At 62.6% G+C, this 22928-nt stretch carries 20 protein-coding genes; 17 read left to right on the top strand and 3 right to left on the bottom strand.

What is annotated here, in order from left to right:
* Positions 1-192: 192 nt before the first annotated feature.
* The 16 genes from pilG (at position 193) to madM (ending at position 18587) form a co-directional block, all read left to right on the top strand.
* Positions 193-597, top strand: coding sequence for a twitching motility response regulator PilG (gene pilG / locus LOY52_RS25260; RefSeq protein WP_003229093.1), 405 nt, complete (start codon positions 193-195; stop codon positions 595-597).
* A gap of 60 nt (positions 598-657) precedes the next feature.
* Complete coding sequence (pilH, locus tag LOY52_RS25255) at positions 658-1023, top strand: twitching motility response regulator PilH (protein ID WP_025109154.1); 366 nt, start codon at positions 658-660, stop codon at positions 1021-1023.
* 10 nt (positions 1024-1033) lie between these two features.
* The gene (locus LOY52_RS25250) at positions 1034-1573 is read left to right on the top strand and encodes a chemotaxis protein CheW (RefSeq protein WP_007964098.1); all 540 of its coding nucleotides are present in this window, start codon (positions 1034-1036) and stop codon (positions 1571-1573) included.
* 154 nt (positions 1574-1727) lie between these two features.
* Positions 1728-3782: a methyl-accepting chemotaxis protein gene (locus tag LOY52_RS25245; RefSeq protein ID WP_098966063.1), complete on the top strand. Its 2055-nt coding sequence runs from the start codon at positions 1728-1730 to the stop codon at positions 3780-3782.
* A gap of 11 nt (positions 3783-3793) precedes the next feature.
* Positions 3794-9694 (top strand): Hpt domain-containing protein, encoded by a 5901-nt coding sequence (locus LOY52_RS25240; RefSeq protein ID WP_258680047.1) that lies wholly within the window; start codon positions 3794-3796, stop codon positions 9692-9694.
* Complete coding sequence (locus tag LOY52_RS25235) at positions 9687-10157, top strand: chemotaxis protein CheW (RefSeq protein WP_027610587.1); 471 nt, start codon at positions 9687-9689, stop codon at positions 10155-10157. Before LOY52_RS25240 ends, LOY52_RS25235 begins: the two co-directional genes overlap by 8 nt.
* A 534-nt stretch (positions 10158-10691) precedes the next feature.
* Positions 10692-11057, top strand: coding sequence for a DUF6124 family protein (locus LOY52_RS25230; RefSeq protein ID WP_258676941.1), 366 nt, complete (start codon positions 10692-10694; stop codon positions 11055-11057).
* 282 nt (positions 11058-11339) lie between these two features.
* Entirely contained in the window at positions 11340-13010 is a 1671-nt protein-coding gene (mdcA, locus tag LOY52_RS25225; protein ID WP_258676939.1) for a malonate decarboxylase subunit alpha, read from the top strand.
* The gene (locus LOY52_RS25220) at positions 13010-13882 is read left to right on the top strand and encodes a triphosphoribosyl-dephospho-CoA synthase (protein ID WP_258676937.1); all 873 of its coding nucleotides are present in this window, start codon (positions 13010-13012) and stop codon (positions 13880-13882) included. Before mdcA ends, LOY52_RS25220 begins: the two co-directional genes overlap by 1 nt.
* Positions 13882-14181, top strand: a complete 300-nt coding sequence (locus LOY52_RS25215) for a malonate decarboxylase subunit delta (RefSeq protein WP_003229075.1) — start codon at positions 13882-13884, stop codon at positions 14179-14181. Before LOY52_RS25220 ends, LOY52_RS25215 begins: the two co-directional genes overlap by 1 nt.
* Positions 14174-15025, top strand: a complete 852-nt coding sequence (locus LOY52_RS25210; protein WP_258676934.1) for a biotin-independent malonate decarboxylase subunit beta — start codon at positions 14174-14176, stop codon at positions 15023-15025. Before LOY52_RS25215 ends, LOY52_RS25210 begins: the two co-directional genes overlap by 8 nt.
* Positions 15022-15807: a biotin-independent malonate decarboxylase subunit gamma gene (mdcE, locus tag LOY52_RS25205; RefSeq protein WP_258676932.1), complete on the top strand. Its 786-nt coding sequence runs from the start codon at positions 15022-15024 to the stop codon at positions 15805-15807. The genes LOY52_RS25210 and mdcE overlap by 4 nt, the downstream gene beginning before the upstream one ends.
* Complete coding sequence (locus LOY52_RS25200) at positions 15801-16421, top strand: malonate decarboxylase holo-ACP synthase (RefSeq protein WP_258676931.1); 621 nt, start codon at positions 15801-15803, stop codon at positions 16419-16421. Before mdcE ends, LOY52_RS25200 begins: the two co-directional genes overlap by 7 nt.
* Positions 16418-17338 carry a malonate decarboxylase subunit epsilon gene (mdcH, locus tag LOY52_RS25195; protein WP_258676929.1) on the top strand — a complete coding sequence of 307 codons (921 nt, stop codon included), beginning with the start codon at positions 16418-16420 and terminating at the stop codon, positions 17336-17338. The genes LOY52_RS25200 and mdcH overlap by 4 nt, the downstream gene beginning before the upstream one ends.
* Before the next feature lie 66 nt (positions 17339-17404).
* Positions 17405-17821 carry a malonate transporter subunit MadL gene (gene madL, locus LOY52_RS25190; protein ID WP_027610595.1) on the top strand — a complete coding sequence of 139 codons (417 nt, stop codon included), beginning with the start codon at positions 17405-17407 and terminating at the stop codon, positions 17819-17821.
* A 1-nt stretch (position 17822) separates the two neighbouring features.
* On the top strand, positions 17823-18587 hold the full coding sequence (gene madM, locus LOY52_RS25185; RefSeq protein WP_103485191.1) for a malonate transporter subunit MadM: 765 nt from the start codon (positions 17823-17825) through the stop codon (positions 18585-18587).
* 151 nt (positions 18588-18738) lie between these two features.
* On the opposite strand, the gene LOY52_RS25180 is transcribed toward madM, so the two are convergent.
* Positions 18739-19653 (bottom strand): LysR substrate-binding domain-containing protein, encoded by a 915-nt coding sequence (locus tag LOY52_RS25180; protein ID WP_258676925.1) that lies wholly within the window; start codon positions 19651-19653, stop codon positions 18739-18741.
* Between the two features lie 212 nt (positions 19654-19865).
* Here LOY52_RS25180 and LOY52_RS25175 point away from each other — a divergent pair, with 212 nt between their 5' ends.
* Positions 19866-20483 (top strand): PAQR family membrane homeostasis protein TrhA, encoded by a 618-nt coding sequence (locus LOY52_RS25175; RefSeq protein WP_047596560.1) that lies wholly within the window; start codon positions 19866-19868, stop codon positions 20481-20483.
* A gap of 93 nt (positions 20484-20576) precedes the next feature.
* Here LOY52_RS25175 and LOY52_RS25170 read toward each other — a convergent pair whose 3' ends face one another.
* Together LOY52_RS25170 and LOY52_RS25165 are read right to left on the bottom strand one after the other, a co-directional pair.
* Complete coding sequence (locus LOY52_RS25170; protein WP_258676922.1) at positions 20577-21296, bottom strand: 16S rRNA (uracil(1498)-N(3))-methyltransferase; 720 nt, start codon at positions 21294-21296, stop codon at positions 20577-20579.
* A 142-nt stretch (positions 21297-21438) separates the two neighbouring features.
* Complete coding sequence (locus LOY52_RS25165; RefSeq protein WP_258676921.1) at positions 21439-22845, bottom strand: adenosylmethionine--8-amino-7-oxononanoate transaminase; 1407 nt, start codon at positions 22843-22845, stop codon at positions 21439-21441.
* Between the last annotated feature and the right edge of the window lie 83 nt (positions 22846-22928).

The following is a 22928-nucleotide window of genomic DNA, read 5'->3' as shown; positions in this document are numbered from 1 at the left end:
TATTGAAAAAGTGCCGCCAGAGTGGCGCTGGCAGGGTTTTCGGTCAAGGAAAAACCCGTCGATAGATTGCATCTGGAGACTGTGCTAAAAAGGCTGGCATAGCGTGCTGGCCCTTGAGCATCAAGGGTTTCCAGCCATTACTCATCGCAAAACGGACAATTTGATTCGCAAAGGCGACGGTAGAGCCCTCTTATGGAACAGCAGTCCAGCGCCTTGAAGGTCATGGTGATCGATGACTCGAAAACGATTCGTCGCACCGCCGAAACGCTGTTGAAAAATGTGGGCTGCGAGGTCATCACGGCGATCGATGGCTTCGACGCTTTGGCGAAGATCGCCGACCACCACCCCGGGATCATTTTTGTCGACATCATGATGCCGCGTCTGGATGGTTATCAGACCTGCGCTTTAATCAAGAACAACAGTGCGTTCAAGGCCACGCCGGTGATCATGCTGTCGTCGCGTGACGGGCTGTTCGACAAGGCCAAGGGGCGGATTGTCGGCTCTGATCAATTTTTGACCAAGCCTTTCAGCAAGGAAGAACTGCTCGACGCGATTCAGGCCCATGTTCCGGGCTTCGCCGCCGTTTTGCCGCAGTAAGACACGTACAGTGACGCTCGGCCAGCGGGCCGGGTGTCGACAAGAAAAATGGGGAAGACCATGGCACGTATCCTGATCGTCGATGATTCGCCGACTGAAATGTACAAACTCACCGGCATGCTGGAAAAGCACGGCCATGAAGTGCTAAAGGCCGAAAACGGCGCCGACGGCGTGGCCCTGGCCCGTCAGGAAAAACCCGACGCCGTGCTGATGGACATCGTCATGCCCGGCCTCAACGGCTTCCAGGCCACCCGGCAACTGACCAAGGATGCCGAGACCAGCCACATCCCGGTGATCATCATCACCACCAAGGATCAGGAAACCGACAAGGTCTGGGGCACGCGCCAGGGCGCGAAGGATTACCTGACCAAACCGGTCGAAGAAGACATGCTTATCAAGACCCTGAACAACGTGCTGGCCGGTTGATCGCGCGGCCATGAACCAGTCGCTGACCGCGTTCGAGCTGCTGTGGCAGATCGACCAGCGCTGCCGTCTGCTGGCGGCGGATCTGCCATCGCAGCCCGGCCGTCAGGATCGCTGGAGCGGCATCGGCTTTCGCCTCGGCGAGCATTGGTACGTGACGCCGATGGGCGAAGTCAGCGAAGTGCTGCACGAACCGCGCTGCACTCAGTTGCCCGGGGTCAAGCCGTGGGTCAAAGGGGTGGCTAACCTGCGTGGGCGCTTGCTGCCGATCATGGACCTGTGCGGCTTTTTCGGTCACGAGCTGTCGCCGTTGCGCAAACAGCGGCGTGTGTTGGTGGTGGAGCACAACGATGTGTTCGCCGGGTTGCTGGTGGATGAGGTGTTCGGTCTGCAGCACTTCGAGCAGGACAGCTTCGAACCGATCTCGATCAGCAAACGCCAGGGTTCCAAGGCCGAGTTCGTCAAAGGCTATTTCCGGCGCGAGCAGAACTGGCGGGTGTTCAGCCTGTTTGCACTGGCCAAATCGCCGGTGTTCATGAGCGTCGCGATATAACAGATTCAACACTGTCCCCTGTGGGAGCGAGCCTGCTCGCGAAGAGGGCGTGTCAGGCAAGATAAATATTGGCTGACCCGACGCTTTCGCGAGCAGGCTCGCTCCCACAGGGATTGCAGCAGGCCTCAAAGATGTGGGTTAAGGGCGAGGACCGATGACAAAGGCAAAAACAGGCAAATCGGCGGAAGGGTCGCGCAGTCGTTCGCAGATCATCGTGCTGTTCATCGCACTGATCGTGTTCATCATGCTGCTGTTCGCCAACTTCGCCTACCTCAACACCCAGGCCAACTACGACAAGCAGTACATCGGCCACGCCGGTGAGCTGCGCGTGCTGTCGCAACGCATCGCCAAGAACGCCACCGAAGCGGCTGCCGGGAAGTCGGCAGCGTTCAAGCTGCTGAGCGATGCGCGCAACGATTTTGCCCAGCGCTGGGGTTACCTGAAGAAGGGCGATCCGGCCACCGGCCTGCCGCCCGCGCCGGCCACCGTGCGCCCGGAAATGCGCGCGGTGCAGCTGGATTGGGAACGCCTGCTGAAAAACACCGATGCGATTCTCTCCAGCGAACAGACCGTGCTCTCGCTGCATCAAGTCGCCGCGACCCTGGCCGAAACCGTGCCGCAGTTGCAGATCGAATACGAAAAAGTCGTCGAGATCCTTCTGCAACGCGGCGCGCCAGCCGCCCAAGTGGCGATGGCCCAGCGCCAATCGCTGCTCGCTGAACGCATTCTCGGCGCGGTCAACACCGTGCTGGCCGGTGACGAAAACTCGCAGCAGGCTGCCGACGCTTTTGGCCGCGATGCCACCCGTTTCGGCCAGGTGCTCAACGGCATGTTGCAGGGCAACCCGACCCTGAAAATCAGCCAGGTCGAAGACCGTGATGCCCGTGCGCGGCTGAGTGAAATTTCCGAGCTGTTCCAGTTCGTCTCCGGCTCGGTGGATGAAATCCTCGAAACCTCGCCGGAGCTGTTCAAGGTCCGGGAGTCGGCGAGCAATATCTTCAGCCTGTCGCAGACCCTGCTCGACGAGGCCTCGCACCTCGCCAGCGGTTTCGAAAACCTTGCCGGTGGGCGTAACACCGACACCATCGGCGGTTACGTGCTGGGCTTGCTGGCGCTGGCCTCGATCATCCTGATCGGCATGGTCATGGTTCGTGAAACCAACCGTCAGTTGCGCGAGACCGCCGAGAAGAACGAGCGCAACCAGAACGCGATCATGCGCCTGCTCGACGAGATCGAAGACCTCGCCGACGGTGACCTGACGGTGACCGCCTCGGTGACCGAAGACTTCACCGGGACCATCGCCGATTCGATCAACTACTCGGTTGACCAACTGCGCGATCTGGTCGCCACCATCAACCTCACCGCCGGCCAGGTCGCCGCCGCCGTGCAGGAAACCCAGGCCACCGCCATGCACCTGGCCCAGGCCTCGGAACATCAGGCGCAGCAGATTTCCGAAGCCTCGACCGCGATCAGCGACATGGCCCAGTCGATCGATCAGGTGTCGGCCAACGCCGCTGAATCCTCGGCGGTGGCCGAGCGTTCGGTGGAGATCGCCAACAAGGGCAACGAGGTGGTGCACAACACCATCCACGGCATGGACAACATTCGTGAACAGATTCAGGACACCGCCAAACGCATCAAGCGTCTGGGCGAGTCGTCGCAGGAAATCGGCGACATCGTCAGCCTGATCGATGACATTGCCGACCAGACCAACATCCTCGCGCTCAACGCGGCGATTCAGGCCTCTATGGCCGGGGATGCCGGACGCGGGTTTGCCGTGGTTGCTGACGAAGTGCAGCGGTTGGCCGAACGTTCGTCCGCCGCCACCCGGCAGATCGAAACCCTGGTGCGGGCGATCCAGACCGACACCAACGAAGCGGTGATTTCCATGGAGCAGACCACCACCGAAGTGGTGCGGGGCGCGCGACTGGCGCAGGATGCCGGAGTGGCACTGGAAGAAATCGAAGGCGTTTCGAAAACCCTCGCCGCGTTGATTCAAAGCATCTCCAACGCGGCGCAGCAGCAGACCTCGTCGGCCGGGCAGATCTCGCTGACGATGAACGTGATCCAGCAGATCACCTCGCAGACCTCGTCCGGCTCCACCGCCACCGCCGAGAGCATCGGCAATCTGGCGAAGATGGCCAGTCAGCTGCGCCGTTCGGTATCCGGTTTCACCTTGCCGTCGGCGTCCGCGACGGACAAGGCGTGAGTGGAGTGGTTATGGGTGACCGGCACGACTACGTGGCCCTCGAATGGGTCAAGGGTGAAATTGCCGAAACGCTGAGGCAGGCGCATCAGGCGATTGAAGGCGTGCTCGATGACCCGCAGGCCACGCCGGGGCTGGATGAATGCCTGGCCTATATTCATCAGGTGCACGGCAGTTTGCAGATGGTCGAGTTCTACGGCGCGGCGTTGCTCGCCGAAGAGATGGAGCATCTGGTCGAAGCCTTGCAGCAGGGACGCGTCGCCCATCGCGACGAAGCCCTGCACTTGCTGCTGCAAGCCTTCGGGCAATTGCCGATCTATCTCGATCGGGTGCAGAGCGCCCGCCGCGACTTGCCGCTGGTGGTGCTGCCGCTGATCAACGATCTGCGCAGTGCCCGCGGCGACAGCCTGCTCTCGGAAACCAGCCTGTTCAGCCCGCCACTGCCGGACTTGCCGCCGTTGAGCGCAGAAGCGCTGGCCGCGCTGGAGCCGGCCGAGTGGCCCAACGTGCTGCGCAAGTTGCGCCAGATGCTGCAAATGGCGCTGGTCGGTTTGCTGCGCGAGCAGGATGACCAGACCCACCTCGAATACCTGGCGAAAGTCTTCCAGCGCCTGGAAGCGCTCAGCGGCGATGCGCCGTTGAGCCCGCTGTGGCAGGTCGCTTCCGCGCTGGTCGAAGGCATGCGCGAAGGCGCCATCGCCAACAGCCCGGCGTTGCGCAGCCTGTTCAAGGACGCCGACAGGGAGCTCAAGCGCCTGCTCGAACAAGGCCCGCGCGGCCTCAATCAGCCGCCCCCGCCGGAGCTGCTGAAAAGCCTGCTGTTCTATATTGCCAAAGCCGAACATCCCACCGGGCAGATGCTGACCATGAAAGATCGCTACTCCCTGGACGACGCGTTGCCCGACAGCGCGATGGTCGACGAAGAACGCGCGCGCCTGGCAGGCCCCGACCGCGATGCGATGCGTTCGGTGCTGGCGGCGCTGTGCGAAGAGCTGGTGCGGGTCAAGGAACGTCTCGACCTGTTCGTCCGTAGCGACCGTCAGCACACCTCCGACCTGGAGAGCCTGCTGGCGCCGCTGCGGCAGATCGCCGACACCCTTGCGGTGCTCGGTTTCGGCCAGCCGCGCAAAGTCATCATCGATCAACTGGCGGTGGTGCTCAGCCTCGCTCAGGGCCAGCGCGAACCGAATGACGCGACCCTGATGGACGTTGCCGGCGCGCTGCTTTACGTCGAAGCCAACCTCGCCGGAATGGTCGGCACCGTCGAGCCGGAAAGCCCCGAAGACGCGCGCCTGCCGACCACCGACCTGACACAGATCCACCAGATCGTGATCAAGGAAGCGCGCATCTGCCTGCAACAGGCCAAGGACATGATCGTCGATTACATCGACGCCGACTGGGATCGCCAGCAACTGCAACCGTTGCCGGAGTTGCTGACTCAGGTGCGCGGTGCGCTGGCGATGATTCCGCTGAGCCGCGCGGCGAGTCTGGTCGAGGCCTGCAACAGCTTCATTCGCGAACACTTGCTGCTCGATCCGCACCAGCCGGGATGGCAGCAACTGGATAATCTGGCCGACGTCATCACCAGCCTCGAGTATTACCTCGAACGCCTGAGCGACGACCCGCAAGCGCCGAATGAGCAACTGCTGGATGTTGCACAAAACAGCCTCGCCAGCCTTGGTTTCTTTCCACATGAGCCGCACGTGCCGTTGCTCGACGATGTGCTCAGCCCCAGCGAAGCGCTGGTGATGCAAGACCTGCAGGCACTGGATGACCCCGATACCGTGCAGTCGCTGGCCGACGTGCTGGCCAGCCCGGTGTCGGCGCTCAACCCGCCAGCCTTGATCACCCCCGGCAGCCTGATGCCGCCGCCGGTCGATGAAGCACCGGTGGACGATGAACTGCGCGAAGTGTTCCTCGAAGAGACCGACGAAGTCCTCGAAGTCCTGCACGAATACCTGCCGCGCTGGTCGGCTGACGTTCATGACCGCGCCGCCCTGACCGAACTGCGCCGCGCCTTTCACACCTTGAAGGGCAGCGGGCGCATGGTGCGTGCGTTGATCCTTGGTGAGCTGGCCTGGGCCGTGGAAAACCTGCTCAACCGCGTGCTGGAGCACAGCGTCGAACCCGGCGCGCAGGTGCAGCAGTTGCTCACCGACACGGTGTTGCTGCTGCCAGAACTGATCAGCGAATTCGCCACCCACCGCCAGCGGCAGCGCAGCGATGTCGATCAACTGGCGGCCCGTGCGCATGCGCTGGCCAAAGGTGTCGAGCCGCTGGCGGCCGAAGACGTCGACGACGTGGCGGCCCTCGATCCGCTGTTGCTGGAGATCTTCCGCAACGAGGCCGAAACCCACCTCGCCAGCCTCAACCGCTTCCTCGATCAGGCTGCCGAGCATGTGCCGCTGCCGGCCAGCGACGAATTGCAGCGCGCCTTGCACACGCTCAAGGGCAGTGCCTCGATGGCCGGTGTGTTGCCGATTGCCGAACTGGCCGCGCCACTGGATAAACTGGCGCGCGAGTTCAAGGCGCATCAGTTGCCGCTGGATCTCGATGAAGTGGAATTGCTCCTTGAAGCCGAAGGTCTGTTCCGCGTCGGTTTGCGTCAGCTCAAGCACGATCCGCTGGCACCGATAGTCGGTGCGCAGTCGCTGATCAAACGCACCGAAACGCTGCTGGCCGAACGTCTGGAAGCGATCCTCAACGCGCCGAACACCGGGTTGCGGATCAAGCGCGATCCGCAACTGATCAACAACTTCCTCGCTCAAGGCATGGACATCCTGCTCGACGCCGAAAGCCTGTTGCAGCGCTGGCAGCAACATCCCGGCGAGCGTCAGGAACTCAGCGCGCTGCTGGACGAACTGACCACCCTTGGCGAAGGCGCACACCTCGCCGATCTGCTGCCGGTGGATATGCTCTGCGAAGCCTTGCTCGACCTCTATGGCGCCGTTGAAGAAAGCAGTCTGGCGGTCAGTGACAGGTTTTTCCACGAAGCGCAGAACGCCCATGAAGCGCTGATCAACATGCTCGACGAACTGGCTGCCGGCCAGGAAATCACCCCGCAGCCGCAGCGCATTCGTGCCCTGCACGAGCTGCTCGATGAAAGCCTCGATCCGACCGCCATGGGGCTGATTCGCAGCGACGGCAGCCGCACCTTGAGCATCAGCGAACTGGGCGCCGCGACCGCCGAACTCGCCCACGCCAATGCCGAGACCGCACCCGACGACGAGATCGTCGAGATCTTCCTCGAAGAAGCGGTGGACATTCTCGACAGTGCCGGGCAAGCCCTGCAGCGCTGGTTGAACGACCCGGACAACGCTGCGCCGCTGTCGTCGTTGCAGCGCGATTTGCACACCCTCAAGGGTGGCGCGCGGATGGCCGAGGTCAATGCCATCGGCGATCTGGCCCATGAGCTGGAAAGCCTTTACGAAGGGCTGGTGGATCGTCGCCACAGCTACAGCGAGCTGCTCGGACGCTTGCTGCACAAGAGCCACGACCGCTTGGCGCAGTTGCTTGAACAGTTGCAGAACCATCAGGCGCTGACCCCGGCGCAAGACCTGATCGAAGCGATCCGCCAGTTCCGCCAGGGCCAGTCCGGCAGTCCCGAAACGGCGCAGCCGACGGCTGAACCCGACAGCGCGGCGCATGATCCGGAGCTGCTGGAAATCTTCCTCGAAGAAGGTTTCGACATCATCGAAAGCTCCGGCGCGGCGTTGCTGCGCTGGCAGGCCGAGCCGGGCAATCGCCAGGAAGTGGAAACCCTGCTGCGCGATCTGCACACCCTCAAGGGCGGTGCGCGGATGGTCGAGATCGGCCCGATCGGCGACCTCGCCCATGAACTGGAATACCTTTACGAAAGCCTTGCCACCGGCGTGCTGCAACCGTCCGCCGAACTGTTCGCGCTGGTGCAGCGCGGGCATGACCGGCTGGCGCAAATGCTTGATGGCGTGCGCGCCGGGCAGCCTTGCCCACCGGCAGATCGGCTGATCAGCGCGATCCAGAATTTCAGCCACCCGGCGACTCCTGACACACCGCCGCCGTTGCCGATTCCGGCCAAGACCGAGCCTGCTGCACCGGCCGCCGATGCCGGCGCGGACATGGTCAAGGTCTCCGCCGAACTGCTTGATGACTTGGTCAATCTGGCCGGCGAAACCTCGATTTTCCGTGGCCGTATCGAGCAACAAGTCAGCGATGCACAAACCGCGCTGAACGAGATGGAAACCACCATCGAACGCATGCGCGATCAGTTGCGCCGGCTCGACACCGAAACCCAGGGACGGATTCTCAGCCGTCAGCAAGTCGATGCCGAACGCCTCGGTTACGAAGAATTCGACCCGCTGGAAATGGACCGCCATTCGCAGTTGCAGCAACTGTCGCGGGCACTGTTCGAATCCGCCTCCGACTTGCTCGATCTCAAGGAAACCCTCGAGCGCCGCAATCACGACGCCGAGAACCTGTTGCAGCAACAGGGGCGGATCAACACCGAGTTGCAGGAAGGCCTGATGCGTACGCGCATGGTGCCGTTCGAACGCATGCTGCCGCGCCTGAAACGCATCGTGCGTCAGGTCGCCGAAGAGCTGAACAAGGACGTCGCGTTCATCATCGGCAACGCCGAAGGCGAGATGGATCGCAATGTGCTGGAGCGCATGGCCGCGCCGCTGGAACACATGCTGCGCAACGCCGTCGACCATGGCCTGGAGTCTGCCGAAGTGCGGCTGGCGGCGGGCAAACCGGCGCAGGGTACGATCAGCCTCGACCTGACCCGTGAGGGCGGCGACATCGTTTTCGATATTCGTGACGATGGCGCCGGGGTGCCGCTGGACGCGGTGCGGCGCAAGGCGATCAAGCGCGGCCTGCTTGCACCGGACGCCGAGATCAGCGACCGCGACGTGCTGCAATTCATCCTGCAGCCGGGCTTCTCCACGGCGGAAAAGATCACCCAGATTTCCGGGCGCGGCGTCGGCATGGACGTGGTTCACGAAGAAGTCCGTCAGCTCGGCGGCACCATGAGCATCGACTCGGTGCCGGGGCAGGGCGTGCATTTTCGCATTCGTCTGCCGTTCACCGTGTCGGTCAACCGCGCGCTGATGGTGCAGTGCGGCGAGGATCAATACGCCATTCCGCTGAACACCATCGAAGGCATTGTCCGCGTGTTGCCGAATGATCTGGAGGCGCACTACCGCAACGATCCGCCGAGCTACCACTACGCCGGTCAGCGCTACGAACTGTGCTATCTGGGCGAGCTGCTGAAAACCGCGCCACGGCCGAAACTGCTCGGCCAGAGCCTGCCGTTGCCGGTGCTGCTGGTGCAGTGCAATGACCGGCACATCGCGGTGCAGGTCGATGCGATGGCCGGCACTCGCGAGATCGTGGTCAAGAGCCTTGGCCCGCAGTTTGCGGCGGTGCAGGGCGTGTCCGGGGCGACGATTCTTGGCGATGGCCGGGTGGTGCTGATTCTTGACTTGCTCGCGCCGATCCGCGCTATGCAGGCGCGGGTTGCACAGCGTCCGGCGCAGGCGGAAATCGACAGCGAACCGCAGAAGCCGTTGCTGGTGCTGGTGGTCGATGACTCGGTGACCGTGCGCAAGGTCACCAGCCGTTTGCTCGAACGCCATGGCATGAACGTGCTGACCGCCAAGGACGGTGTCGATGCCATGCTGCTGCTGGAAGAACACATGCCCGACCTGATGCTGCTCGACATCGAAATGCCGCGCATGGACGGCTTCGAAGTCGCCACCCAGGTACGCAATGACGAACGCCTGCAACACCTGCCGATCATCATGATCACCTCGCGCACCGGGCAGAAACACCGCGACCGCGCGATGGCCATCGGCGTCAACGACTACCTCGGCAAGCCGTATCAGGAATCGGTGCTGCTCGAAAGCATTGCCCACTGGAGCAAGAAACATGCATGAGCGTCGCCACAACGCGCGCACCAGCCAACTCACCGGCCTGCTGCTGCCGCTGGCCGATCGCAACCTGATCCTGCCCAACGTCGCCGTCGCCGAGCTGATCGACTACCAGGCCAGCGCCTTCGACCTCGACACCCCACCGTGGTACCTGGGGCGAGTGAGCTGGCGTGAACGGCAGATTCCGCTGCTGAGTTTCGAGTCGGCCTGCGGGCAGAAAATCGTCATCGGCGAACGCGCGCGGATCGTCATCCTCAACGCACTTGGCGGCTTGCCACAGCTGAAATTCATTGCGCTGCTGGTGCAGGGGATCCCGCGTTCGTACAAGCTCGACAGTCAGTTGAGTTATGTCGATGTGCCGTTGTGTGCGCTGGAGCAGGCGGCGGTGCAGGTCGGGGAGCAGGTGGCCAAGGTGCCGGATTTGTTGGGGTTGGAGCAGTTGTTGGTGGAGGCTGGGTTGGTCCATTGATCTGATATTTGCGGTGTTCTGACTGGCATCTTCGCGAGCAGGCTCGCTCCCACATTGGAGCTTCAGTGATCGCGGATTTTGCGTACGACACTTCCCCCCTGTGGGAGCGAGCCTGCTCGCGAAGGCGCCAGTCGCCACACCTCAATCCGACAGACAAATCCTCAATCTCCGTGCGCAATAAACACCTTTCAGCGCAGCTGTTTAAAGACACTCGATGTTTCGGCTCCCTGGCCTACAAATCCTTGCGCCGCTGCCTACGCATGCACCAGAATCCGCCGGCTTGTGCGCCCTCGGCAGGCTGCGTAACTTGATTGCGTCACTGATTCCCAGTGATCGGGTTTAGCAGCCCGGCTTTGTCCTTTCCCCGGTGCACGAGATTCATCCAGTCAGGCATTCGCCTGCGCTTGATGGTGGCTGTGCGCATGGCACCTTCGGGTGCGCCGGGTTGGGGATTGACCGGTCTGCTAACTTGCGCATAGCCGCCACCCTATCGTTTAGCAGCGGGATGGTGCGGCCTTATAGAGGTTTATCCCCATGTTCAAAGTAACGCCAACCCCGCCGGTCACCGACACGGCATCCCCCTACGCAGCCCCCGAATCAAAGAAATTTCACGAAGCCGCCGAGCGCGCACTCGACCATTACCTCGGCCCGCCAAAACCCGACCTCATGGCCACGCCCTACACCCCCAACACGCTGTATATGGCCAACCCCGACGCCGACAGCGAATCCCTGCTGGCCGACGCCAGCGAATCCCTCGGCTCGGCCACGGTCATGCTCAACAACCATGCGGCGCTGGTGCAAGGCACGCACCGCAAGACGCTGCAGGGCATTGCTCAGGTGGTGATGGTGGCGGAGCTGGCGGTGAATCGGGTGCTCGACAAATTGGTGCCAACAGACTGAAAAGCGCAGCATTCCCCTGTAGGAGCTGCGGCACGCTGCGATCTTTTTGATCTTGATTCTGAAGATCAAAAGATCGCAGCCTCGTTTCACTCGACAGCTCCTACAGGGGATTTGTGTTGTCACATAGTGGTTGAACAACTCAAATCCCTGTGGGAGCGAGCCTGCTCGCGAATGCGGCAGTGAACGTTACGCTCAGCGTAATGATTCACCGCCGCGCTTGATTGATGCCCCCACCCCACACGCCTAACGTAGCTCCACGACAGCGAACCCCGTGGAGTGAGCATGACAACAACAATTTCCCCCGACTCGCGCTGGACGCGGCGGCGTGACGAGAAGCAGCGGCGTCTGGACAAGGTGCGCGGGCTGGCCGACGGTGTGGTGTTGCCCAGCGACAAGATCGTCGCCGCGCTTGAAGCGCTGATTCATCCCGGCGACCGGGTGGTGCTGGAGGGCAACAACCAGAAGCAGGCGGATTTCCTTTCCCGTTCGCTCGCCAAGGCTGACCCGGCCAAGCTGCATGACCTGCACATGATCATGCCCAGCGTCGGTCGCTCCGAGCACCTCGATCTGTTCGAGCGCGGCATCGCCCGCAAGCTCGATTTCTCCTTCGCCGGCACCCAGAGCCTGCGCATCAGCCAGTTGCTCGAAGACGGCCTGCTGGAAGTCGGTGCGATTCACACCTACATCGAACTCTACGCGCGGCTGGTGGTGGACCTGATCCCCAACGTCGTGCTCTCGGCCGGGTTCATGGCCGACCGCGCCGGCAACATCTACACCGGCCCCAGCACCGAAGACACCCCGGCATTGATTGAACCGGCGGCGTTCAGCGACGGCATCGTCATTGTCCAGGTCAACCAGTTGGTCGACGACGTCAGCGAACTGCCGCGCGTCGACATCCCGGCGTCATGGGTCGATTTCGTCGTGGTGGCCGACAAACCGTTCTACATCGAACCGCTGTTCACCCGCGATCCACGGCACATCAAACCGGTGCACGTGTTGATGGCGATGATGGCGATTCGCGGGATCTACGAAAAACACAACGTGCAGTCGCTGAACCACGGCATCGGTTTCAACACCGCTGCCATTGAGTTGATCCTGCCGACCTACGGCGAATCCCTCGGCCTCAAAGGCAAGATCTGCCGCAACTGGACGCTCAACCCGCACCCGACCCTGATCCCGGCGATCGAGAGCGGCTGGGTCGAGAGCGTGCACTGCTTCGGCACCGAACTGGGCATGGAAAACTACATCGCCGCGCGCCCGGACGTGTTCTTCACCGGCCGCGACGGCTCGCTGCGTTCCAACCGGATGTTCTGCCAACTGGCGGGGCAGTACGCGGTGGATCTGTTTATCGGCGCGACGTTGCAGGTCGATGGCGACGGCCATTCCTCGACCGTGACCCGTGGTCGTCTCGCCGGTTTCGGCGGTGCGCCGAACATGGGCCACGACCCGCGCGGTCGCCGTCACGGCACCCCAGCATGGCTCGACATGCGCCACGACGAGTCACAGCAACCGATGCTCGAACGCGGCAAGAAACTCGTGGTGCAAATGGTCGAGACCTTCCAGGAGGGCGGCAAACCGACCTTCGTCGAAACCCTCGACGCGGTGGACGTGGCGAAGAAAAGCGGCATGCCGCTGGCGCCGATCATGATCTACGGCGACGACGTTACCCACCTGCTTACCGAAGAAGGCATCGCCTACCTGTACAAGGCGCGCTCGCTGGAAGAGCGTCAGGCGATGATCGCCGCGGTGGCCGGCGTCACCGCCATCGGTCTGCGCCACAACCCGAAAGACACCGAACGCATGCGCCGCGAAGGCCTGATCGCCTTGCCCGAAGACCTCGGCATCCGCCGCACCGACGCCACCCGCGAACTGCTGGCGGCGAAAAGCGTGGCCGATCTGGTCGAGTGGTCCGGCGGCCTGTACAACCCGCCCGCCAAGTTCAGGAGCTGGTAATGCACGCACTCAACCTGCAAGCGAAACCCCTGAGCCTGAGCGAACGCCTGGCCGATCTGGCGGTGGATGCGCTGATCGACGAAGCCGATCTGTCGCCGAAACCGGCGCTGGTCGACCGACGTGGCAATGGCGCGCATACCGATCTGCACCTGGGCCTGATGCATGCCTCGGCGTTGTCGTTGTGGCCGGCTTTCAAGGAAATGGCTGAAGCCGCAGCTGAAATCGGCGCAGTCGATTCAACGTTGCGCGAAGCGATTGGCCGCATCGGTCGCGAAGGCGAGCAAGCGATGCTCGCGACCACCAACGGCGTGAACACCCATCGCGGCGCCATTTGGGCACTGGGGTTACTGGTGACCGCCGCTGCGCTGGAACCGAAATCCTCAAGCGCCAACGCCGTCTCTCTTCGCGCCGCACGTCTGGCCTTGCTGGATGATCGCTACGCACCAAAACCGCTGAGCCACGGCGCACAAGTCGCCCTGCGTTACGGCGCACGCGGCGCTCGGGAAGAAGCGCAACTCGGCTTTCCGTCCGTGCTGCAACGCGGCCTGCCGCAACTCAAACGCAGCCGCGCCAGCGGCCACGGCGAACAGAACGCCCGGCTCGATGCGCTGCTGGCGATCATGACCGATCTGGCCGACACCTGCGTGCTCTACCGCGCCGGTGAACAGGGCCTGCACACCATGCAACACGGCGCGCAAGCGGTGCTCGACGCCGGCGGCAGCGCCAGCCTCGGCGGGCGTCGGCGCCTGCACGAACTGGATCAACAACTCATTGCATTGAATGCCTCGCCCGGTGGCGCCGCCGACTTGCTCGCCGCCACGCTGCTGCTCGATCGAATCGAGCGCGACGGCATCCTTCAGGGAGCGTTTTGATGGAAACCTTATCCTTTGAATTCCCCGCCGGGCAGCCGCCACGCGGGCGGGCGCTGGTCGGTTGTGTCGGCTCGGGCGATCTGGAAGTGCTGATCGAACCGGGGCTGGCCGGCAAGCTGACGATCAATGTGCAGACCTCGGTCAACGGTGCACAGCAGCGCTGGCAGCATCTGTTTGCGCGGATGTTCGACGGCACCACGCCACCGGCGATGGCCATCGATATCCACGATTTCGGCGCCACGCCGGGTGTGGTGCGTCTGCGTCTGGAACAAGGTTTCGAGGAGATCGGCCATGACTGACAGCGCAGCGCTGTTGCACAAGCACAGCTTCGTCGAACTCGGTGCGCGGCAACGGGCAAAAGCCTTGCTCGACGCCGGGACCTTCCGCGAATTGCTCGACCCGTTTCAACGGGTCATGTCGCCGTGGCTCGAACGCCAGGGCGTGGTGCCGCAAGCCGATGACGGCGTGGTGATCGCCAAGGGCAGCCTCGACGGTTTGCCGGTGGTGATCGCCGCCATCGAAGGCGCGTTTCAGGGCGGCAGCCTCGGCGAAGTCGGCGGAGCGAAGATTGCCGGCGCGCTGGAACTGGCCGCCGAAGACAATCGCAAGGGCATCCCGACTCGCGCCGTGTTGCTGCTGGAAACCGGTGGCGTGCGTTTGCAGGAAGCCAACCTCGGGCTGGCGGCGATTGCCGATATTCACGCGGCGATTGTCGATTTGCAGCAGTACCAACCGGTGGTCGGCGTGGTCGCGGGCAGCGTCGGTTGCTTCGGCGGCATGTCGATTGCCGCCGCGCTGTGCAGCTATTTGCTGGTGACCCAGGAAGCGCGCCTCGGCCTCAACGGCCCGCAGGTGATCGAGCAGGAAGCCGGGATCGAGGAATACGACTCCCGCGACCGGCCCTTCATCTGGAGCCTGACCGGTGGCGAACAGCGTTTCGCCAGTGGTCTGGTGGATCGTTATGTCGCCGATGATGTGGCGCAGATTCGCGAGCAGGTGGGCGAGTTGTTGCAACAAGGCTTGCCAACCCAGCCACGCAGTCAGCGCGCCGAATGGTTCCTGCAAACTCTGGCGAGCCTGGACACCGACAAGCAAATCGAGCCGTCGGTGGTTCGCGATCTGTATCAAGGAGAGCGCTCATGAGTGGTTATTCCGTGCGCGGTTTGAACTGGTTCAACGCCCTGACTGGTGGGGCGAAAGCGGTCGAAGGTTTGCCGCCATCGTTGAAGGTTGCTGACGGTGAGCTGGGGCGGTTTATCGCTGTGGTTGCTGACCCCGACAACCGTTTCCCACGGGCTCGCAACGGCGAAGTCGGTTTGCGCGAAGGCTGGGGCCTGGCCAAGGCTGTGGATGACGTGATCACTGCCGACCGCGACAAAACACAGAAACGCCCGATCATCGCCATTGTCGACGTGCCGAGCCAGGCTTACGGTCGTCGCGAAGAAGCCCTCGGCATTCATCAGGCCCTGGCCGGTGCGGCGGACAGTTATGCCCGCGCCCGTTTGGCCGGGCATCCGGTGATTGCGCTGTTGGTGGGCAAGGCGATGTCCGGGGCGTTTCTTGCCCACGGTTATCAGGCCAACCGCTTGATTGCCCTGCGCGATCCCGGCGTGATGGTGCACGCAATGGGCAAGGCCTCGGCGGCGCGAGTGACGCTGCGCAGCGTCGAGGAACTGGAAGCACTGGCCTCCAGCGTGCCGCCGATGGCCTATGACATCGACAGCTACGCCAGCCTCGGATTGCTTTGGGAAACCCTGTCGGTGCAGCAGATCGAGCAGCCGACCGCGGAGGATCTGGCGCGGGTGACTGAGTGCCTGAAACAGGCCATCGACGATATTTCCAGCACTGATCTGAGCAATCGTCTCGGCGCGAAAAATCGTGAAGCCTCCAGCCGCGTGCGTGAACTGCTGAGGGCGCAGTGGTGAACCTGCCACTGGCCCACGATCTGCTGTGGGGCATGACCCCGGCGCAGCTGCCGGCGGATGCGCCACAGTGGGCAGTCGAATCGCTGGCTGCCGGGCAACCGGTGGTGGTGCGGCGGGCGGTGAGCACTGAAGGTTTGATCGCGGTGGGCGTGCGCGGTGTGTTGCGTGAGCAGCGGCTGGCGGCGTTCATGCCGGTCGATTCGATTGCCTGTCGCGTTAGTCCTGAGGCGCTATGTCATGTTGAGTGCGAGCGTGATTTGCCGGTGATGCAGGCCCTCAAACAACTGCGGCCAATGCTTGATGACTGCGGTTGGGTCTGGGGCGTCAGCGGCAGTGTCGGGTTTGAATTGGCCAGTGGTTTTACCGCGATGCACGCGGCCAGTGACCTCGATCTGATTCTGCGTACCCCGCAGCTGATTACCCGCAATCAGGCACGCAAACTGGTCGAGCTCTTTGATCAAGCTGTGTGTCGAGTGGACATGCAATTGCAGACGCCGTTCGGTGCAGTGGCTTTGCGCGAATGGGCCGGCGGGGCTGCACGGGTGCTGCTGAAAAACGCCCATCAAGCGTGTCTGGTGGCTGACCCGTGGAACCCGCAGGAGCAGGCAGCGTGAGCAGCCTGTTGGTGTTCCCCGGCCAGGGTGCGCAGCAACCGGGCATGCTCCAGCGTTTGCCTCGGGAGACCTTGACCGAGGCCAGCGACGTGCTCGGTGAAGATGTCGCGCGACTCGATTCTGCCGATGCGTTGCGCAGCACCCGGGCGGTTCAGCTGTGCCTGTTGATCGCCGGGGTCGCTGCCTCGCGGCAGTTGCTGCAGGACGAATTGGAAGCGGATTACGTCGCCGGTCTGTCCATCGGTGCCTACCCGGCAGCGGTGGTCGCCGGGGCCTTGAGCTTCAGCGATGCGCTGCATCTGGTCAGCCTGCGTGGCGAGTTGATGCAGCACGCTTATCCACAGGGCTTTGGCATGACCGCAATCATCGGCCTGCAATTATCCACCGTCGAAACGCTGCTGGCGCAGGTGCACAGCATGGAGTCGCCGGTGTACCTGGCCAACATCAATGCCGATAACCAGGTGGTGATTGCCGGCAGCGACGCGGCGATGCAAGCGGTGGCGGAGCTGGCGCGCAGTCGTGGCGCCGGTCTGGCGAAACGCCTGGCGGTGAGCGTGCCGTCGCACTGTCCGCTGTTGGAGAAACCGGCGCAAACCCTCGCCGAGGCCTTCGCCAAAGTTGAATTGAAGAACCCGAAAATCGCTTACCTGAGCGGCAGTCGCGCGCGTCCGCTGATCAAACCTGAAGCCCTGCGTGACGACCTCGCTTTCAACATGTGCCGCGTGGTGGATTGGCGCGGCACCGTGCAAAGCGCTTACGAGCGCGGTGTACGTTTACAGATCGAACTGCCGCCCGGTGCGGTGCTGACTGGGCTGGCGCGCCGGGTGTTCGAATCGGGCACGGTCACTGCCTTTGACAGTGCGCGTCTGGACACCTTGCAGGCGCTGTTGCGAGAGGAGGGTGGCCGCCGACCATAAACCGCCGCGACTCAGGCTTCGAACAACAAAAACAACATTCGACGATGCACTTTGAGGACTACAACAATGATTATTTACGGTGTGGCGCTGTTGGCGATCTGTACGCTGGCAGGGGTGATCATGGGTGACATGCTCGGCGTGTTGCTGGGCGTAAAGTCCAACGTCGGCGGGGTCGGCATCGCCATGATCCTGTTGATCTGCGCGCGGTTGTGGATGCAGAAGCGCGGCGGCATGACCAAGGATTGCGAAATGGGGGTCGGCTTCTGGGGCGCGATGTATATTCCGGTGGTGGTGGCGATGGCCGCACAACAGAACGTCGTCACCGCCCTGCACGGCGGCCCGGTGGCGGTGCTGGCGGCGATCGGTTCGGTGCTGGTCTGTGGCTGCACGATTGCCTTGATCAGCCGCACCCATAAGGGTGAACCATTGCCCGACGAACCGGTGGAAGTCACCCCGGTCGGCACCCCGGTAGGAGGTCGCTGACATGTGGGCACTCATTGAAAACGGTCTGGAACACAACGGCCTGATCACCGCGTTCGCTTTCGTCGGCGTGATCATGTGGGTCTCGGTGATTCTCTCGAAACGCCTGACCTTCGGGCGCATTCACGGCTCGGCGATTGCCATCGTCATCGGTCTGGTACTGGCCTGGGTCGGCGGCACCCTGACTGGCGGCCAGAAAGGCCTGGCGGATCTGACGCTGTTCTCCGGCATCGGCCTGATGGGCGGGGCGATGCTGCGTGATTTCGCGATTGTCGCCACGGCGTTCGAAGTGCAGGCGACCGAGGCGAAGAAGGCCGGGTTGATTGGCGTGATCGCGCTGCTGCTCGGTACCATCCTGCCGTTCATTGTCGGCGCGTGTATGGCTTGGGCCTTCGGCTATCGCGATGCGGTAAGCATGACCACCATCGGCGCGGGCGCGGTGACCTACATCGTCGGCCCAGTGACTGGCGCAGCGATTGGCGCGACCTCGGATGTGATGGCGCTGTCGATTGCCACCGGGTTGATCAAGGCGATTCTGGTGATGGTCGGCACGCCGGTCGCGGCGCGCTGGATGGGCCTGGATAACCCGCGTTCGGCGATGGTGTTTGGTGGTCTGGCCGGGACGGTGAGCGGGGTGACCGCGGGGCTGGCGGCGACGGATCGGCGGTTGGTGCCTTACGGGGCGTTGACGGCGACGTTTCACACCGGGCTTGGCTGTTTGTTGGGGCCTTCGCTGTTGTTCTTCATTGTTCGCGGGATTGTTGGCTGATTGCCGAGTGTTTTTGTGGCGAGGGAGCTTGCTCCCGCTGGGCTGCGCAGCAGCCCCGACTTCAACCACTGAGGTGTATCAGACACACCCGGTGGTCTGATTTGCGGGTGCTGCGCACCCGAGCGGGAGCAAGCTCCCTCGCCACAGGGTCTCAAGTCTGGCGATTGGCATACATCCGACATTCCGCCAGCAACGCCAGCAGATTCGGATCACGCTCCTTGGCCTTCAAGAACACCACGCCAATGTGCTGCTGCAGGCGGTACTTCTCCTGCAACGGAATCAGCTTCACCCGGTTCTCGTACACCGCCGCAATCCGCCCCGGCAGCAACGCATAACCCACCCCGGAGCTGACCATGCTCAGCAGGGTGAAGATGTCGTTGACCTGCATCGCCACCTTTGGCTCGAACCCCGCCTGCTTGAACACCCGAATGCCGTCCTGATGGGTGGCGAAGCCTTGGGTCAGGGTAATGAACGTTTCGTCGCGCACCTCAGCCAGATCGACTTCCTGGCGCTGGGCGAATCTTGAATCTGCCGGCGTGGCGAGGAAAATGTCATCGGAGAACAGCGGGATCTGCTCGCAGTCCGGGTCGCTGACCGTGTCGTCCAGCGACACCAGAATCGCGTCGACTTCCATGTTCTTCAGCTTGTACAGCAGGTCGATGTTCGAGCCGAGGATCAGGTCGATGTTGAGTTCGCTGCGGCGCAGCTTCAGGCCCATGATCAGCTGCGGTACGGTTTTCACCGTCAGCGAATACAGCGAGCCGAGCTTGAAGCGTTCAGCGGAGAACCCGGCGGCTTCGCGGGTCAGGCGCACGCTTTCGACCACGTCCTGGATCAGCTTCTGCGCGCGTTCTTCGAGCACGTAGGCGCTTTCCAGCGGCGTCAGGTTGCGCCCTTCGTGCTTGAACAGCGGGCAGCGCAGGGCGCTTTCCAGCGAATGAATCGCCCGGTGCACGCTGACATTACTGGTCTGCAACTCGGCTGCGGCACGCGCCAGGTTGCCGGTGCGCATGAAGGCGAGGAACACCTCGAGTTTTTTCAGGGTCAATTCTTCGTCGATCAGCATGGCGCGGACTCTTTTTCGAATGCGTCGATTGTGCCCGGTATGTGCCGCTCTTTGTAGGAGCTGCCGAAGGCTGCGATCTTTTGATCTTGAAAAGCCAAGATCGCAGCCTTCGGCAGCTCCTACAGGGGGCGTGTTGAATGGAAACATTGCGCTTTTACGCTCAAGGCCCGAGCCTTGCGCGTTGCGGTAACGAATAACGAGGTGAGTGACACATGTATCACGGGGAAAAACTCAACGCCTGGACGCACTTGGTCGGGGCCGTGGCAGCGTTTATCGGCGGCGTGTGGATGCTGGTGATTGCCAGCCTCGACGGCAGTCCGTGGAAGATTGTCAGCGTGGCGATCTACGCCTTTACCTTGCTGGTGCTCTACAGCGCCTCGACCGTGTACCACAGCGTGCGCGGGCGCAAGAAAGCGATCATGAAGAAGGTCGATCACTTTTCGATCTACCTGCTGATCGCCGGCAGCTACACGCCGTTCTGTCTGGTGACGCTGCGCGGGCCGTGGGGCTGGACTCTCTTCGGGATTGTCTGGGGGCTGGCGCTGATCGGCATCCTGCAAGAGATCAAACCACGCTCGGAAGCGCGGATCCTGTCGATCGTGATCTACGCAGTGATGGGCTGGATCGTGCTGGTGGCGGTCAAGCCGTTGATTGCGGCGTTGGGCACGACAGGCTTTGCCTGGCTGGCGTCGGGCGGGGTGTTGTACACCGTGGGCATTATCTTTTTTGCCCTCGATCACCGGTTACGGCATGCGCACGGGATCTGGCACTTGTTCGTGATCGCCGGGAGTCTGCTGCACTTTGTGGCGATTCTGTTTTATGTCCTCTGAAGCAAGATCAAAAGATCGCAGCCTGCGGCAGCTCCTACAGGTGGATTGCGTTTCAACTGTAGGAGCTGCCGCAGGCTGCGATCTTTCAGCGCTTTAGAAGTCGCCCCAAAGTTGCTGAGCCACCGCCAGCGCAACCACTGGCGCGGTCTCGGTGCGCAATACTCGCGGCCCAAGCCGAGCTGCATGGAAGCCGTTGCCTTTGGCCTGCTCGACCTCGGCATCCGACAAACCACCCTCCGGCCCGATCAGAAACGCCAGCGTCGCCGGTTTGGCATGGCTGACCAACGGCTCGGCCACCGGGTGCAGAACCAGTTTCAGTTCGGCTTCGGTCTGCTTCAGCCAATCGGCCAGCAGCAGCGGCGGGTGAATCACCGGCACCCGCGAGCGGCCGCACTGCTCACAAGCGCTGATCGCCACCTGACGCCAGTGCAGCAGGCGTTTGTCGGCGCGTTCGTCCTTCAGGCGCACTTCGCAGCGGTCGCTGAAGATTGGGGTGATTTCCGTCACGCCCAGCTCGGTGGCTTTCTGGATCGCCCAGTCCATCCGCTCGCCCCGGGACAGGCCCTGGCCGAGGTGGATCTGCAGCGGCGATTCAATCTGCCCGGCTAACTGCTCGTCGATCTGCACGACGACGCGTTTCTTGCCGACCTCCACCAGCGAGCCGCGAAACTCATGGCCGGAACCGTCGAACAACTGCACCGCATCGCCCTCGGCCATGCGCAGCACGCGGCTGATGTAATGCGCCTGGGCTTCCGGCAGTTCGTGTTCGCCGGTGCTCAGGGGGGCGTCGATAAAGAAGCGGGACAGTCTCATTTCGGGTCTCTGGAAAGATGTGAATCAGTTGGATCGGTGTCGACTTCATTCGCGAGCAGGCTCGCTCCCACAGGGAAATGCATTCCAGGGTGGGAGCGAGCCTGCTCGCGAAAGCGGCAGTTCAGGCGCCACAAATTTTCAATCAGCCCGGATCACGGAAACCCGGGTGGAAATCCTTCGGCACCGCGACGCTGACGCTGTCTCGGGTGGCGATGTCGATGCCTTCGCTGGCGACTTCGGCGAGGAAGTCGATCTGCTCCGGGGTAATCACGTACGGCGGCAGGAAATACACCACGCTGCCCAGCGGACGCAGTAACGCGCCACGCTCCAGCGCATGCTGGAACACCTTCAAACCGCGACGCTCCTGCCAAGGGTAGGCCTCTTTGGTGGCTTTATCCTTGACCATCTCGATCGCCAGCACCATGCCGGTCTGCCGCACTTCGGACACGTTCGGGTGATCAACCAGATGCGCAGTGGCCGAGGCCATGCGCCGGGCGAGTGCCTGGTTGTTCTCGATGACGTGGTCCTGCTCGAAGATATCCAGCGTCGCCAGCGCCGCCGCACAGGCCAGCGGGTTGCCGGTGTAGCTGTGCGAGTGGAGGAAGGCGCGCAGGGTCGGGTAGTCGTCGTAGAACGCGCTGTAGACCTCGTCGGTGGTCAGGCACGCCGCCAGGGGCAGATAGCCGCCGGTCAGGGCCTTGGACAGGCAGAGGAAATCCGGGCGGATGCCGGCCTGCTCACAGGCGAACATGGTGCCGGTGCGGCCGAAGCCGACGGCGATTTCGTCGTGGATCAGGTGTACGCCGTAGCGGTCGCAGGCCTCGCGCAGCAGCTTGAGGTACACCGGGTGATACATGCGCATGCCGCCGGCACCCTGAATCAACGGCTCGACGATGACTGCCGCAACGCTGTCATGATGTTCTGCCAATGTTTGTTCCATGGCGGCGAACAGGTTGCGTGAATGCTCTTCCCAGCTCATGCCTTCGGGGCGCAGATAGCAATCGGGGCTTGGCACCTTGATGGTGTCCATCAGCAGCGCTTTGTAGGTTTCGGTGAACAGCGGCACGTCGCCGACCGCCATCGCTGCCATGGTTTCGCCGTGGTAGCTGTTGGTCAGGGTGACGAAGCGTTTCTTGTTCGGCTGGCCGCGGTTGAGCCAGTAGTGAAAGCTCATTTTCAGCGCGACTTCGATGCAGGACGAACCGTTATCGGCGTAGAACACCCGGTTCAGGCCATCCGGGGTCATCTTCACCAGACGCTCGGACAGTTCGATCACCGGTTGATGGCTGAAACCGGCGAGGATCACGTGTTCCAACTGATCGACCTGATCCTTGATGCGCTGGTTGATGCGCGGGTTGGCGTGGCCGAACACGTTGACCCACCAGGAGCTGACGGCATCGAGGTAGCGCTTGCCTTCGAAGTCTTCGAGCCAGACGCCTTCACCGCGTTTGATCGGGATCAGCGGCAGCTGTTCGTGGTCTTTCATCTGGGTGCAGGGATGCCACAGCACCGCGAGGTCGCGTTGCATCCACTGGTTATTCAGGCCCATTTACAGTCTCCTCGAGGCGGCTCGCGTCAGGCGCGGGCAAACAATCGCGCAAGCCTATGCAATGCATCGCGCCGGGACAACCC

It is taken from the genome of Pseudomonas sp. B21-051, assembly GCF_024748795.1.
GTDB classification, from domain to species: Bacteria; Pseudomonadota; Gammaproteobacteria; order Pseudomonadales; family Pseudomonadaceae; genus Aquipseudomonas; species Aquipseudomonas putida_A.
The sequence above is the reverse complement of the archived record's forward strand: the minus strand, read 5'-3'. Positions and strand labels throughout refer to the sequence as shown.